This window comes from Campylobacter concisus (assembly GCF_902460415.1).
Taxonomy (GTDB): Bacteria; Campylobacterota; Campylobacteria; order Campylobacterales; family Campylobacteraceae; genus Campylobacter_A; species Campylobacter_A concisus_Y.
This window is the reverse complement of the sequence record NZ_CABPTY010000002.1, coordinates 67,753-81,768: the sequence shown is the minus strand read 5'-3', so window position 1 is coordinate 81,768 and position 14,016 is coordinate 67,753. Positions and strand designations below refer to the sequence as shown.

18 protein-coding genes are annotated in these 14,016 nt (G+C 36.2%); 7 read left to right on the top strand and 11 right to left on the bottom strand.

Going from position 1 to position 14,016, the window contains the following annotated elements:
* Positions 1 to 326: 326 nt before the first annotated feature.
* Genes FZ940_RS04630 through FZ940_RS04610 form a run of 5 tightly spaced genes read right to left on the bottom strand, consistent with a single transcriptional unit; the run spans position 327 to position 4,957 of the window.
* Positions 327 to 1,667, bottom strand: a complete 1,341-nt coding sequence (locus FZ940_RS04630; protein ID WP_148821660.1) for a DUF945 family protein — start codon at positions 1,665 to 1,667, stop codon at positions 327 to 329.
* A complete protein-coding gene (locus FZ940_RS04625) occupies positions 1,664 to 2,230 on the bottom strand; it encodes a DedA family protein (protein WP_107812321.1) in 567 nt (188 codons plus the stop codon). The genes FZ940_RS04630 and FZ940_RS04625 overlap by 4 nt, the downstream gene beginning before the upstream one ends.
* Positions 2,230 to 2,826 (bottom strand): lipid-binding SYLF domain-containing protein, encoded by a 597-nt coding sequence (locus tag FZ940_RS04620; protein WP_107775535.1) that lies wholly within the window; start codon positions 2,824 to 2,826, stop codon positions 2,230 to 2,232. Before FZ940_RS04620 ends, FZ940_RS04625 begins: the two co-directional genes overlap by 1 nt.
* A gap of 9 nt (positions 2,827 to 2,835) precedes the next feature.
* The gene (rny, locus tag FZ940_RS04615; RefSeq protein WP_087580697.1) at positions 2,836 to 4,389 is read right to left on the bottom strand and encodes a ribonuclease Y; all 1,554 of its coding nucleotides are present in this window, start codon (positions 4,387 to 4,389) and stop codon (positions 2,836 to 2,838) included.
* On the bottom strand, positions 4,310 to 4,957 hold the full coding sequence (locus FZ940_RS04610) for a 5-formyltetrahydrofolate cyclo-ligase (protein WP_148821658.1): 648 nt from the start codon (positions 4,955 to 4,957) through the stop codon (positions 4,310 to 4,312). Before FZ940_RS04610 ends, rny begins: the two co-directional genes overlap by 80 nt.
* Before the next feature lie 49 nt (positions 4,958 to 5,006).
* Between FZ940_RS04610 and FZ940_RS04605 the strand changes: the two genes are divergently transcribed.
* The 4 genes from FZ940_RS04605 to radA are packed head-to-tail and all read left to right on the top strand — an operon-like array spanning position 5,007 to position 8,175.
* Complete coding sequence (locus tag FZ940_RS04605) at positions 5,007 to 5,639, top strand: TlpA family protein disulfide reductase (RefSeq protein WP_148821656.1); 633 nt, start codon at positions 5,007 to 5,009, stop codon at positions 5,637 to 5,639.
* Complete coding sequence (gene ftsY / locus FZ940_RS04600; RefSeq protein WP_148821654.1) at positions 5,639 to 6,505, top strand: signal recognition particle-docking protein FtsY; 867 nt, start codon at positions 5,639 to 5,641, stop codon at positions 6,503 to 6,505. Before FZ940_RS04605 ends, ftsY begins: the two co-directional genes overlap by 1 nt.
* On the top strand, positions 6,498 to 6,860 hold the full coding sequence (locus tag FZ940_RS04595; RefSeq protein ID WP_084110091.1) for a VanZ family protein: 363 nt from the start codon (positions 6,498 to 6,500) through the stop codon (positions 6,858 to 6,860). Before ftsY ends, FZ940_RS04595 begins: the two co-directional genes overlap by 8 nt.
* Complete coding sequence (radA, locus tag FZ940_RS04590; protein WP_148821652.1) at positions 6,835 to 8,175, top strand: DNA repair protein RadA; 1,341 nt, start codon at positions 6,835 to 6,837, stop codon at positions 8,173 to 8,175. Before FZ940_RS04595 ends, radA begins: the two co-directional genes overlap by 26 nt.
* 139 nt (positions 8,176 to 8,314) lie before the next feature.
* On the opposite strand, the gene FZ940_RS09590 is transcribed toward radA, so the two are convergent.
* The 3 genes from FZ940_RS09590 to fliL all read right to left on the bottom strand — a co-directional run bounded on the left by FZ940_RS09590 (position 8,315) and on the right by fliL (position 10,164).
* Entirely contained in the window at positions 8,315 to 9,142 is an 828-nt protein-coding gene (locus tag FZ940_RS09590) for a Cj0814-related protein (RefSeq protein WP_148821650.1), read from the bottom strand.
* Positions 9,143 to 9,286: 144 nt separating this feature from the next.
* Complete coding sequence (gene acpS, locus FZ940_RS04580; protein ID WP_148821649.1) at positions 9,287 to 9,631, bottom strand: holo-ACP synthase; 345 nt, start codon at positions 9,629 to 9,631, stop codon at positions 9,287 to 9,289.
* The gene (gene fliL / locus FZ940_RS04575; RefSeq protein WP_084042196.1) at positions 9,628 to 10,164 is read right to left on the bottom strand and encodes a flagellar basal body-associated protein FliL; all 537 of its coding nucleotides are present in this window, start codon (positions 10,162 to 10,164) and stop codon (positions 9,628 to 9,630) included. The genes acpS and fliL overlap by 4 nt, the downstream gene beginning before the upstream one ends.
* Before the next feature lie 58 nt (positions 10,165 to 10,222).
* On the opposite strand from fliL, the gene ybaK reads away from it, so the two are divergent.
* Positions 10,223 to 10,705: a Cys-tRNA(Pro) deacylase gene (gene ybaK, locus FZ940_RS04570; protein ID WP_148821647.1), complete on the top strand. Its 483-nt coding sequence runs from the start codon at positions 10,223 to 10,225 to the stop codon at positions 10,703 to 10,705.
* Here the strand turns inward: ybaK and FZ940_RS04565 are convergent.
* The gene (locus tag FZ940_RS04565; RefSeq protein ID WP_148821645.1) at positions 10,694 to 11,680 is read right to left on the bottom strand and encodes an SAM-dependent methyltransferase; all 987 of its coding nucleotides are present in this window, start codon (positions 11,678 to 11,680) and stop codon (positions 10,694 to 10,696) included. The two genes, ybaK and FZ940_RS04565, sit on opposite strands and share 12 nt — an antisense overlap.
* Positions 11,677 to 12,285: a trimeric intracellular cation channel family protein gene (locus FZ940_RS04560; protein ID WP_054196787.1), complete on the bottom strand. Its 609-nt coding sequence runs from the start codon at positions 12,283 to 12,285 to the stop codon at positions 11,677 to 11,679. The genes FZ940_RS04565 and FZ940_RS04560 overlap by 4 nt, the downstream gene beginning before the upstream one ends.
* A gap of 117 nt (positions 12,286 to 12,402) precedes the next feature.
* Here FZ940_RS04560 and FZ940_RS04555 point away from each other — a divergent pair, with 117 nt between their 5' ends.
* A complete protein-coding gene (locus tag FZ940_RS04555; RefSeq protein ID WP_148821643.1) occupies positions 12,403 to 13,065 on the top strand; it encodes a lipid-binding SYLF domain-containing protein in 663 nt (220 codons plus the stop codon).
* Between the two features lie 91 nt (positions 13,066 to 13,156).
* Here FZ940_RS04555 and FZ940_RS04550 read toward each other — a convergent pair whose 3' ends face one another.
* Positions 13,157 to 13,366, bottom strand: a complete 210-nt coding sequence (locus tag FZ940_RS04550; protein ID WP_002942234.1) for a hypothetical protein — start codon at positions 13,364 to 13,366, stop codon at positions 13,157 to 13,159.
* Positions 13,367 to 13,516: 150 nt separating this feature from the next.
* Here FZ940_RS04550 and FZ940_RS04545 point away from each other — a divergent pair, with 150 nt between their 5' ends.
* On the top strand, positions 13,517 to 13,963 hold the full coding sequence (locus FZ940_RS04545; protein ID WP_054196789.1) for a Fur family transcriptional regulator: 447 nt from the start codon (positions 13,517 to 13,519) through the stop codon (positions 13,961 to 13,963).
* The last annotated feature ends 53 nt before the right edge of the window (positions 13,964 to 14,016 follow it).

Genomic DNA, 14,016 nt, shown 5'->3' with positions numbered 1-14,016 from the left:
GACTTGCATGTATTAGGCACGCCGCCAGCGTTCACTCTGAGCCAGGATCAAACTCTCCATATTAATTACCTAGCAAAATTTATTTGATAGGATTTTATTATGAAGTTTTTAATCAAAAAACTTTTAGTTTTATTTATTAGTTTGTCTAATCTATTATAAATTATAAAATAATAGACTGGCTCAATCGATCACTTGTTTAGATTTCAAAGATTGACTAATAGTTTAACAATTGTAAGTTAAAAGAACTTTCTGCTCTGCGTTTTGCAAAACAGAAAGTGAAGTATATAGAAGTGATGCTTAAATGCAGATAAAAATCAGGCTAATTTTTAAAAACCCATAAAGAAATTTTGAAGTCCAACTTTTCCATTAAATATAATATCTTTTTTGTTTGGATCATATTTAAATTCACTTATTACTTTTTTATCCTCTTCTTTAAAATATCCAGCAGATATCAAAGTAGGCTCAACAAAAGCTACTTCTGGCACTAGTGTATCAAAAAAATTCGCTAGACTTTCGTCGACGCTTATTTTTCCACTAAGAGATAATTTATCAAAAATTTCTGACTGATTTGTTCCCTTTTTAAAGCCATTTACTGCTGCATCCAAATTTAGCTTTAAAGCCTTATCTCCTTTTTTAAAGCTTAATGTATCTATTTTTATGCTTGGATTCTTTTCTAAGATTTGATCTATTATCTCATCAAAATTTAATCCAGCTAAAACATTATAATTTTCTTCATTATTTAAATTATTAAGCTTGTCTAATACATTATTTAATGCAGGCACATTGATATTTGCGATTTTGCTATCAAAGACAAAATCTGTATATTTTACTTTATCAACTGCTACTATACCTATTTTTATAACATCGTCCGATCTTCCAAGATCATTTGAGATTTCAAATTTTGAGTCATACTTAAAGTCATCTATCAAAATATTACTTATATCATTAGATGCGAAAGACACCCTTTTAAATTTAACTTTTGCTAGATAAGGTACAAGCTGACTCTCTAAAATTTTTGAAATCTTAACTGGCTCTTTATAGCTTGAGTCAATATAAAACCCTTCGATATTTAGATCAACTTTATTGTATTCACTAAAATCTTTCAAAACAATCTTATCTGCTTCAACCTTTAAGCTGTTTATACTATCTTTTGAATCAAGCGTCATACCAATCTTTATATCTTTTGTATTAACGGCAGTTTTTTGCTTATCGTTAAATTCAATATTGCTAAATTTGATATCTACATCTTTATCGCCAGTTAAGCTAACTTTTGTTTTAGTTGTTGCAATGACGTTTGAACCCATGAATGTTGCGATAATGTTTTTAATCATATCGTTTTGGATAGAAATTTTTGAGTCTATTTCAAAGCCATCTATAAAAGCGAGCACTGTATGAGAAATTTCATTTTCTACTTTAAAAACCAAATCCTCATTTACATTTTTACCAAATATATTTTCCAAAAGATCTTTTGAAACACTAAAATCAAATGATCCTTTTGAGCCAAAAAAACCTTTTTTGTAATCGTTATTAGAAATTTTAAAGCCATTAATATTGTTTAGATCATTCACTATCCTTTGATAGTTTTTCTCCACCTCATTTGAAGCAAAATAAACCGCTCCAATGGCTACTAAGATAACTACGATTAAAACAGATATCACCTTTTTCATGCTTTTCTCCTTTTTGTAATATGTTGTAAAAAAAACCAAATTCCAAGCAACAAACAAACCATAGCAAGAGGCATAATATATCCATGCTCGCCAAGATAGTCGCTTGCACCTACAAAATAATCACCCGCTTTAAAGCTGGCAAATCCGATAATGATCGCCCAAAGCACTGACGAGATGAAATTTATAATGCTAAATTTATAAAATGAATACTTCGTAAGTCCAAGTGCGATAGGAACCAAAGTTTTAACTCCGTAGATAAATTTTTTGATAAATATTATCTTATCGCCATGTTTTTTGGCCAAAATTCCTGCATAAGCAAGCTTTCTTTTATGATTTTTGATATAAGGCATAAGTGAGTTTTTATTAAATCTTGCGACATAAAAAATTAGTGTGTCACCGATTGTATTTGCCACAGCAGCGACAATTATACTAAGAGTGATATCCATCTTACCGGCAAAACTTAAAATTCCAGCGGCGATTAATGCAACCATACCGCCACCAAGACTATAAAAAAACAATACAATATAGCCGTATGTTGAAACTGAGTTTATGATATCTTGCATTAATCTCCTAAAAGTTTAGATGCAGAGGCTATTAGCTGTTCATAGGCATAGCCACTTTGCTTTAAAATTTCTTCTCTTGCACTGATGACTGCTCCACCAAAGCTAGCACCCGCAAAAAAACCATCATTTGCGGCATATGCGTAGATATCACTTGAAAATTTAAAATCGCTTACTTTACTGTAATTGCGCCCAATATCACCAAAAGCTACTGATAGCTTTGTATCAAGCGTGATCTTGGCATCTTTGATATCGTGGATAATGCTATCTTTAAATATAAAAAGTACAAGCGAACTATCTTCATAACCAAGCTGTATACCGATGCTACCGCCACTTATGCTAACTGGTAAAATTTCACTTGGCGAGTTAATGTTACCAACAACCATGATACCATCTCCACCCATACCACCAACTACAAAACCGACCTTTTTAACACTTGGAAAGATGATCGTCGCTTTTGACTGCTCGATTAGCTCTTTTATAGGAGCGTTTCTAGCGCCTCTCATCGTTGTTATAAACGAGTTTGCCGAGTCTAGCATGAGCTCCTCGCTGGCAAAGCCAAGTGAAAAAAATAATAAAATTGAAAAAAGAAATTTCATATCTTGCCGTTATTTTGCAAAATCAACAGCACGAGTCTCTCTGATGACACTTACTTTTATCTCACCAGGATACTGCACCTTGCTCTCGATCTCTTGAGCTATCTCTTTTGCTACAAGCACGGCCTCGTCGTCGTTTATGAGTTTAGCATTTGCGATGACACGAATTTCACGGCCTGCATTTATCGCATAAGCTTGTTTGATACCGTCCTTACTTTTTGCGATATTTTCGATCTCTTCGACACGCTTTAAGAAGCTCTCAAGCACCTCACGCCTTGCACCTGGACGAGCTGCACTTAGTGCATCAGCCGCGCAAACAGCAGCACTTTCTATACTTGTCGCCTCTTCGTGACCATGGTGAGCATAGATCGCGTTGATGACGACTGGATGCTCTTTATAGCGTTTGCAAATTTCAGCTCCAAGATCGACGTGGCTGCCCTCGTACTCGTGAGTTAGCGCCTTACCGATATCGTGAAGTATGCCAGCTCTTTTTGCTAGCTTCTCATCTCCGCCACACTCAGCTGCGATGATGCCAGCTAAATGCGCCACTTCAAGGCTGTGGGCCAAGGCATTTTGACCGTAGCTTGCTCTAAATTTAAGTTTACCTATTAGTTTTACGATCTCTGGATGAATTTTATTTAGACCAAGGTCCATGACGATGTTTTCGCCCTCTTCTTGTATGCTTTGCTCAAATTCTTCAGTTACTTTTTTGTGAAGATCCTCTATCCTTGCAGGCTGAATTCTGCCGTCCTCCACCAAAAGCTCGATCACTCTTGTAGCGATCGCACGTCTGTAAAGGTTAAAGCTGCTTAGTATGATCGCGTGCGGGGTATCATCAATGATGATATCAACGCCAAGCACCATTTCAAGGGTTTTGATGTTACGTCCTTCTTTACCAATAATCCTACCTTTTAGCTCATCGTTTTTGATATTTACGACATTTATTAGTCGCTCAGCCGCAAATTCTCCAGCAAATCTTGACGTAGCCTGCGCCAAGATATAATTAACCCTCTTTTTAGCCTCTCTTTTTGCCTCTTCTTCGTACTTTCTAACGATGTGAGCGATGTCGGCGCGTGACTTCTCTTCGACCTTTTTAAGCACGACCTCTTTTGCCTCTTCCTCCGTTAAGCCAGCAGCGTGCTCAAGCACTCTTATCGCCTCTTCTACTTTGTTTTGATAAGTCGCTTTTAAATTTAAACCCTCTTCGTAAGTGACCTTAGCATCTTGCTTATCTTTTTCAAAAAGCTCTTTGCTCTCATTTAAAAGCTCTTGCTCATTTAGCAAAATTTTCTCTTTTTTGGCTAGTTCATCAAATTTACTTGCATACTCTTTTTGAAGCTTTGTCGTCTTGTCATCGTATCTTTTTTTGGCCTCAAATTCAGCCTCTTGTACTGAAATTTTAGAATTTTTAAGCGTTAGCTCAGCTTCATACTCAATAGCTTTTGCCTTTGCTTTTGCTTGTTCTAAGAAGATGTTGTAGTTTGCATCATTTATCTTTTTGGCGTATAGATATCCTGCTCCAACGCCCGCCACACCGGCTCCTAAGCCTATTAAAACCTCTATCATTTATTCCTCTTTTTTTTATATAATTTTTATTTGGGGTTATATAAAAGTCTGCTACCGCGTCTTGTGTATTTGAAAGCACATCTTTGGTATAAAAGTCTTTTATCTCAAGAAAAACTATCCGTTTTGGCTTAATGGGCAAAGAGTCAAAAAATCTATCATAAAATCCTTTTCCGTGCCCTATCCTAGCCATAGCTCCATCAACCCCAATCGCTGGAACTACTGCCATATCAAGTCTAACATTATCCATTTTTTTGCCAGATGGCTGTCTGACGTTAAATTTATAAGTTATAAATGGCAGTCGCAATCTTACCATCTTTAAGCTAAGACCTACCATAAAAGGGGCAAAAATTTCACATTTATGTGATAAATTTCGCCTTATTTTAAGCACATCGACTTCGTAGTTAAGTGGCAAATAAAACAATACTTTCTTAGAATTTGTAAAATTTATCAATTTTAAAAGAGTTTTCGTAGCTTTATAGTGCGAGCATTTGGCCTTAAATTTAGTAAGTTTCATCAAATTTACTCTTGCATTTTTTCTAAATTCATTTTTTTCTAAATTAACGCTCATTTTATGCTCTTTCTTGTATAATCCTGAAATCTTATTCAAAAGGAAATTTATGACATTAAAACGAGCAATTATAACATCACTTTGCATTTTTGCATTTTTTGGATGCGGCGACGAGAACAAGCAAAAAAACGAGCAAAATACAAGCGAACAAACGCAGGGCAAAATTTTAGATAAAAATGCCAGCAAAGATGAAAATTTAAGCAAAGACTCACTCACTCCAAAAATGAGTGAAAGTGTCCAAGAAAACGAGATAAAAGAGATAAATCTAAAGCTACTAAATGGCACAACTATGCAGATTACAAAAAGAAGTAATGGCTTTGATGTAAAAGATGGTAAAAAAGCAACTCTTTACGTATTTTTCGCCACTTGGTGCCCTCCTTGCAAGGCCGAGATCCCGCACTTAAACAATCTAAGCGAGAAATTTAAAAACGAGCTAGATATCGTTGGTGTGCTACTTGAAGACAAAAGTGAAGATGAAGTAAAAGATTTTGCTCAAAAATATAAAATAAAATACGAAGTCGCGGTCGGCGAGGGAAATTTTTTATTTGAAAAAGCAATGGGTGGCATAAAAGGCTTGCCTGCGTCAGCACTTTTTAAAGCAAATGGTGACTACGTTCAAGGCTACATCGGTCTTGTGCCTGAAGAGATGCTTGAAAATGACATAAATAGGGCAACAAAATAATGCTTGACTTTCTAAAAAAAGGCCTTGAGAAGACTTTTGGAGCGATAAGCTCGGCTAAAAAGTCAAAAAAGATAGACAAAGAGAGCTTAGAAGAAATTTTACTTGAAGCTGACGTAGCTTACGAGATCGTGGAAGAGATTTTATACTACTTGCCGCCACAAGATGAAGTAAGCAGAGCTGATCTTAGGCGCGTTATGAGTAGCTATTTTATCTACGAAAACGAGCGTATGATCGAGCCTGATAAGCCATTTGTCGATCTTATCCTCGGCGTAAATGGTGCTGGTAAGACGACAACCATCGCAAAGCTTGCAAATTTATATAAAAACAATGGCAAAAGCGTTATTTTAGGCGCTTGTGATACATTTAGAGCTGGAGCGATCGAGCAGCTCCGCCAGTGGTCAATTAGACTAAATGTGCCAATAGTCGCCACACAGCAAGGGCATGATCCTTCAGCTGTTGCTTACGATACGATCAGCTCAGCCCTTGCAAAAGGTATCGACCGAGTCATCCTTGACACAGCCGGCAGACTTCAAAACCAGACAAATTTAGCAAACGAGCTAGAAAAGATCGTTCGTATTAGCAAAAAAGCTTACGAAAAAGCGCCTCACCGCAAAATTTTGATTCTTGATGGCACGCAAGGTAACGCCGGAGTTGCGCAAGCAAAGGCATTTAACGATATCATCTCGCTTGATGGTGTCATCATCACAAAGCTTGATGGTACCGCAAAGGGTGGAGCGCTATTTGGCGTGGCAAGAGAGCTTGAGCTACCTATATTTTATATAGGCGTTGGCGAGAGCATGGATGATATCATCAAATTTAACCCAGATGAGTTTTTAGACGAGCTAATGGACGCCATTTTTGAGTAGAGTAAAATTTCTTAGTAAAATTTGCTTTTTCGCTGCTCTTTTAGCAATTGATTTTCTTGCATTTACTCCAAAATCTCCTACTATCATCGAAAATTCGTGGGATAAAGCAAATCATTTTTTAGCTTTTTTCGTCCTTTATATACTGCTCTACCTTGGCTATGAGTTTAAAATTTTTAAAAATTTAGCCCTGCTTTTAGCCTTCGGAGTGCAAATAGAAATCGTTCAGGCGTTTTTACCAAACAGGAGCTTTAGCCTGCTTGACATCGTGGCTGACATGATCGGAGCGGCTTTTGGAGTGATAGTAGTTGAAATTTTAAAAAGGATAATTTATGGCAAAAGCAAAGCCAGTTTTTGAGTGTCAAGCCTGTGGTAATCAACAGGCAAAGTGGCTGGGCAAATGCCCACAATGTGGGGCTTGGGATAGCTTTGTCGAGCTTAGCCAGCAAGAGATAAAGATAAGCAAAGAGATAGCAAAAAGCACCGGAGTAGCCAGCAAAGCCATAAGCATAGACGAAGTTGAAATTCAAAATTTCACGAGGTTTAGCACTAAAGATAGCGAGCTAGACCTTGTTCTTGGTGGTGGCGTGGTCGAGGGCTCACTTGTGCTTATAGGCGGTAGCCCGGGCATCGGTAAATCAACATTGCTTCTAAAAATTGGCTCAAATTTAGCAAAAGACGGTAAAAAAACGCTCTATGTAAGCGGCGAAGAGAGCCAAAGCCAAATAAAAATGAGAGCTGACAGGCTAAATGCGGTGGATAAAAATTTATACCTGTTAACTGAAATTTGCCTAGAAGATATCATGCTAGAGGTGCAAAAGAGCGACTACAAGGTACTAGTCATTGACTCCATTCAAACACTTTATAGCCAAAATATAACCTCCGCTCCAGGCTCAATCACGCAGGTTCGTGAGATCACATTTGAGCTGATGAGGCTTGCAAAGAGCCAAAATATCTGCGTTTTCATCATCGGTCATATTACTAAAGAGGGCTCGATCGCAGGGCCAAGGGTACTTGAGCATATGGTCGATGTGGTGCTTTATTTTGAGGGCGATACAAGCAGAGAGCTGAGAATTTTACGTGGGTTTAAAAACCGCTTTGGCTCAACGAGTGAGGTTGGTATATTTGAGATGAGCCAGCACGGACTGGTGAGTGCAAATGAGATATCGAGTAAATTTTTCACACGTGGTGGGGCGATGAGTGGCAGTGCGATCACTATTATAATGGAAGGCTCAAGGGCACTTAGCATAGAAATTCAAGCCCTTGTTTGCGAAAGTGCCTATCCAAAACGAAGCTCGACTGGCTTTGAGAGAAACCGCCTAGATATGCTGCTAGCCCTACTTGAGCGAAAGCTTGAAATTCCACTTGGGCACTACGACGTCTTTATAAACGTTTCAGGTGGCGTTAAGATAAGCGAAACTGCGGCAGATCTAGCCGTCATCGCAGCGATAATAAGTAGCTTTAAAAACCGCCCTATCAGCAAGGATAGTGTATTCATCGGTGAGCTAAGCCTAAATGGTGAGATAAGAGAAATTTTCAACCTCGACCAGCGACTAAAAGAGGCAAAAACGCAGAAATTTAAAAACGCCATCATCCCAAACAAACCGCTTGACACACAAGGGCTAAAGTGCTTTTACGCCAAAGATATCACACAAGTGCTTGAGTGGATGTAAATTTGTCTTGCCAGCGATTTAACATCAATACTTTGCTGGCTAGGCCATATTTTTTATCTTTTGCATAAGTCTTAGGATATCTATGCTTTTTTCTTTGAAATTTAAATTATAAAAATTCCGTTCTTTGCTTATAAAATACCTATGCCCTCTTATCCACTTTAAGCTTTGCTACTTTTTCTAAAATTTCAAACATACTCTTACCACTATCAAATTCACTCTTTATAAATTTATAAAGCTCTTTAAATCTCTCATCGGCTTCAAACTTATAGGTTTGAGATTTTTTAGTAACTTGTATAGGTGTAAATTTCTTCTCTTTAGCGTTGTCTTCTTTTTCAAGATTATCTATATTCTGAATACCTTTTTCGTTTAGCTCTTTTAATATATTAACAGCATTTTTAGCATCTTCACTAGACAAAGTTAGATTAAAACGCTCTTTTAACGCATATTTAGCCCACTCCTCTTTAAACTCATCGATACTCATATCGCTATCAAGCAGATCAATAGTCCTTGAGTTTTGCATAAATAGCAAATCGCTATCGCCACGATATTCATTTAAAAATTCATTTACAGTGTATGGGGTATCTCTTAAAATTTTTGGCTTATCATTGTCTGGTTTTGCTTGCTGACCTTGTATATACTCTACAAATAAACCCTTGCTTTCATTTATGAAATTTTTAAGATCTGATAGCTGCTCACTTGTAAAGTCAGGATCATAGCCTCTGAGCTTTCCTATGATAGTGACTTTTGCTTCATCTCCCTTTGTAAAGCCAGATAGTGGATATATATGTCTATCATAAGACGCAGCTTGAGCTTTTCTATCAAGCCTTGCATATTTAGGAAAGCTCATACCATATCCCATATCGTTACTAAGTATCTCGTTTATATCATTAAATTTAAAGCCCATCTCTCTTGCCATGTTCTCTCTTGAGAGGTAGTTAGTAGTTGGGAGGTTATTAGAAATTTGCATTTTACTATCCTTAGTCTCTTTAGCTCCATTAAATCTTAATTAAAGATATCGTCTTTTCTTTAAAAAATTTTATAAAAATACGTTTTTTAAATTTATCAGAAGTAGTTAAAAGATATTAAAAAGCTTTGTAAAAATGCATAAATTTTAGACAATCATCACTGCAGCTACGGCAAATCCGCCGTCGTGAGTTATGCTAAGGCTTGCTTCTTTGATATTAAAATTTGTATAAATTTTTGGGCTAAATTTTATCTTTGGTGCGTTTCTTGCGTCTTTACTGAGCATAATGTCTAAAAAGCCACACTCTTTGCTGATGCCCACACCAAGGGCTTTGCTAGCTGCTTCTTTGGCTGCCCAAAATCCAGCCAAAGTCGCATCATTTTTTGCTAGCATGATCTCGTCATCACTAAGAAATTTTTTTAAAAAAAGCTCGCCATAACGAGCTTTAAGTCTAGAAATTCTATCTATTTTAATGATATCAATACCTATCATTGCACCACAAAATCAGTAAAAAATATGTTTTTGATGTAGCCATCATTTAGCACTTCATTTAACTTACCCACGATCTCGTCTTTTAGCCTATCTTTGCCTTTTGCAGTGCTTACTTCTTCGTAGGTTTTTGATGAAAGTGTTCTTATAATAATATCTCTTAAAAGTGCTTTTTTCTTATCAAGCTCAGGAGTTAGCAACTCATCGCTTTGCTCCATATCGATCTTAGTTTTAAGAAATCTTGAGCCATTTTCGCTAAGCAAATTTACAATAAACTGATCAAGCGGATATATCGGTCCCATATTTGAATAGTCGTTGCTACCATGCTTTGCCTTATTTTGAGCTGGCATGGACTGCGTTTGAGTCTGAGCTGGTGCTTGCATCATGTTAGCCTCTTTTGGCTCGTCTGAACTAAGCATCAAAAACGCGACTAGCCCTCCAATAACTAGCAGCAAAACAAATATCGCAATGATAATTATCATTAATGCACCATTGCCACCTTTTTTTGCCTTTTTCTCTTCAACTTCTTCAGCCATCTTTCCTCCTTTAAGTTTTGGCTATAATTATACAAAAAATTCGCAAAAATGAGAAAAAATGATACATAAGACAAATGCTGCCAGAGCTTTAGATAAGCTAAAAATTAATTATGAAATTTTAGAGTATGAGGTCGATTTAAACGATCTTTCAGCTCTCCACGTAGCAGCTAGTACTAAGCAAAATATAAAGCAAATTTATAAGACTATTGTTTGTGAGTGTGAGCCTAAAAATTTCGTTGTTGCTTGCTTGCAGGGTGATTTGGAGCTTGATCTAAAAGCGCTTGCTCATGTGTGCGGAGCTAAACGCTGCGAACTTATAAATTTAAAAGACTTAGAAAAGATCACTGGCTACATCAGGGGCGGCTGCTCACCGCTTGCTATGAAAAAACACTTTGCAACATTTATCGATGAACGCGCAAAAGAACAAGAATACGTGTTAGTAAGCGCTGGAGTGAGAGGCAAACAGATAAAAATAGCTCCAAATGATCTTTTAAAGGCTTGCGGGGCAAGTTTTGCCAATATCGCTAGGCTAGCTCTTTAAAAACTCTATAAATTTAAACTTCTCGCCTAAAAACTCGGGCGAGAGTAGAAATTTCGCCTGTTTGGCTGCATTTTCATAGGCTTGCTTGCTACCTTTTTCAAGTACTAAAGATAAAATTTCATCCACACCAAGATCGCAAACTAAAGCTTCGTTTTGTTTTTTAAAATTAAGCATCAAAAAGCCAGCCTCGCAAAAAGTCTCTTTTACCTGCTTAAAGCAAAGACTATAAGTTAGATCCGATCTTTTAAAGCATTGCTCAAGGTCTGAAATTTCAAATAAAGAAAATACTTGATGGTCTTTAAAAACCCTTAAACTAAACTCATTTTTTGGCTCAAATTCGCCGTAATCAAAGCTTAAAAATCTCACCTTTTTTGCCGCATTTGCAAGCTGGAGCGCAAATTTAGCGTAGCTAGTTGATATCTCGCCCTTTTTTATGCCAAATTTCTTTGCAAGTGCTAACAAATTTTGATCAGCCTTTTGCCAGTAAAATTTTAGATCACTATCCACAAAAAGCATATTTTGCCCATCTATCACCTCGCAACTAAATGTGTCAAGTAGCTCATTTGAGATGACAAAAATTTCTTTAAACGAGCACTCGTCTAAATTTTCATAGTGTTTTATTTTGATATCATCGCCAAAGTGTTTTGCAAAAGTCTCAAGCTGTTTTTTGCGTAAAATTTCATGAGGTTCGATGATTATAAACTCTAAATTTGGCAAAATTTCTGGCTCAAGCGTAAAGATGCCTTGTGCAAAATCAGCTATCATATCACCAGAGTTCGCACCGATCTCCACGACCTTACAAGAGCTAGAAATTTCACCGTTTCCAAGTAGTTTTAAAAAATAGTTTGCAAGGCAAGCACCAAAAAGATAGCCAACGCTTACATTTGTGTAAAAATCACCCTTTTTGCCAATATCTACGCCAAATTTATAGTAGTTTTCATTGACCCAGATATCAAAAAACTCGCTAAATTTCATAGATCAGGTAGCTTCCAACCTCTGTAAAATGCAAACATCCTAACTGTAATGCCAGCAGCGAGCAAGAGCATGGTAAAAAATATGTTGGTAAGGCCTAGATGATATAGCACAAAGTAAGCAAGCCCCACGCCAAGGCTTATCGTGCCGTAAAGTCCGGTGCGCAAAAACCATGGAATTTCATTTAGCAATATATCTCTTAAGATACCGCCGCCAACGCCGTTAAAAAAGGCAATCATCATCACACCAAAGATGTTGTAGTTGTACTCAATAGCAACCATTGCTCCAACGATCGAAAAACAAATAACATCGATCGCATCGGCGAAAATGAATACAAATTTTCGCTCCAAACCTTCTCTTTTTATGTGTAAATTTGCCACTCTTGAAACAATCAACATAAAAATAACAACGCTTACTGGCATGTAGTGTGTAAATGAATAAACCGCCCTACCAACAAGCATATCACGCATGATACCGCCACCAAGTGCGGTCAAAAATGCAGACAAAAAGACTCCAAGCCAGTCACACTCCTTTTTTACTGCAAATAAAAAGCCACTAAGTGCAGCTGATGCGATACCGACGTATTCGACAAAAAGTATTAAACTCATATTTTTTCCTTAAAAGGTCGCATTTTATAATGAACTCTCATAAAAAATCATTAATAATATTTTTACCATTAGTTTATTTTAGGCTATAATAACGAAAAATTTAAGGAAGGAATTTTAATGAAAAGACTATTGATCATATTTCTTGCTGGTTTATTTTTCACGCCATGCTTAAATGCTGATGTGATCCAAAATCAAAAGCTAAAAAATGCAATAAATATTTTAAATGCTTTTGGTGCGAGAAATTTAAAGCCAAACACTAAATTTGAAGGCATAAAAGCGATCGCCATAATCCCTGATGTAACAAAAGCAGGCGCTGTTGTAACTGGATCAACAGGTAAAGGCGTATTTATCGCTAAAAACGATGATGGTGAATGGTCAAGCCCATTTTTTGTAAATTACACATCTGGAAGCGTAGGCTTACAGCTTGGTTACAGCTCAGCTGATATGATTATCTTATTTAAAAATTCAGAAGCTTATGCAAATTTATTTAATGCAAAAGATACGATCAGCCTAAAAGCAGAAGCAACTGGTGGTGTTGGTAACGAAGTAGCAATCACAAGTGATTTGCCTGAAATTTCAGCATTTGCTGAGGAGCGCGGCAAGACAAGTGGTGCTTTTGTAGGCGTTAGCCTAGATGTAGCAAGGCTTAAAATAAATATACAAGATACAAATGATTACTATGAGCGAATGTATGATTTTGAAAATATCTACAACAATAGCCCAAAAGCTAGTAAATACACTCTAAAATTTAAAGAAATAATCTCAAAATACTTCTTATAGCTCAAATTTCTTGGCTCATTAAGTGGGTCAAGAGCTCTTTTTATTTTTACTTTTTTGATTAATTTTATAGAAGTTATGGCTTAGCTTTTTGCTAAACCATAAATAGTGAAACAAAGCGTTTTTTAGGGATTGGAGAAAATTGAGTCATATACTCAAACGCTTCTTCGTAATCGCCATCTGTATATTGTGCAACTTGTTCGATAAGCTCGTAAAGCTCTTCGTCATCCATCGAGTCAAAACTGCCTCTATTTTCTAAAACCTCTAACAAAACGGCGTCTAATTCAAGCTCGTCGTAAGTCATTTTATTCCTTAATTTTGATTTAAAAAATGCGACACTATACCAAAACAATCTTATAAAATACTTTACTTGAAATTCGTAAGAAATTTTATGCTTTTTTTATAAGTAAAGTTGTAAAATCCTTATATTCATTATCATTTTAGTTAGGTTTTTGTGGATAATTTTGAACTATTTTATAAGCATTTTAAAGAGTTTTTGGAAGCCTTTGGGCAAAAAAGCTCAGAGTTAAAAGAACAAATTTTGCATGTACTTTTCATTAGCAACTCTCATCTAAGTGCTCAAGAAATTTCTTCAGAAATTTACAAAATCCACAAGAATGAAATTTCAATGACATCAATTTACTCGTTTTTAAATTTTCTCGAAATGCATCATCTTGCAAACTGCTTTGAAGAAAATGGAGTAAAGAAATTTGAGCTAAATTTAAAATCCTCGCACGATCATTTGATATGTGAAATTTGTGAGAAGATAGTTGATTTTGAAGATGAGATGATAGAGCAAAGGCAAGAGCAAATTTGCAAAGAAAAAAATTTTAGTGAACAGTCGCATACGATGATACTTTATGGCATTTGTAGTGATTGCCAAGAGAAAAATGGAAATTAAATTTTATCATTTCATTTTACTTTTTGATAATGAAAGACAAAAAAATTTCAGAT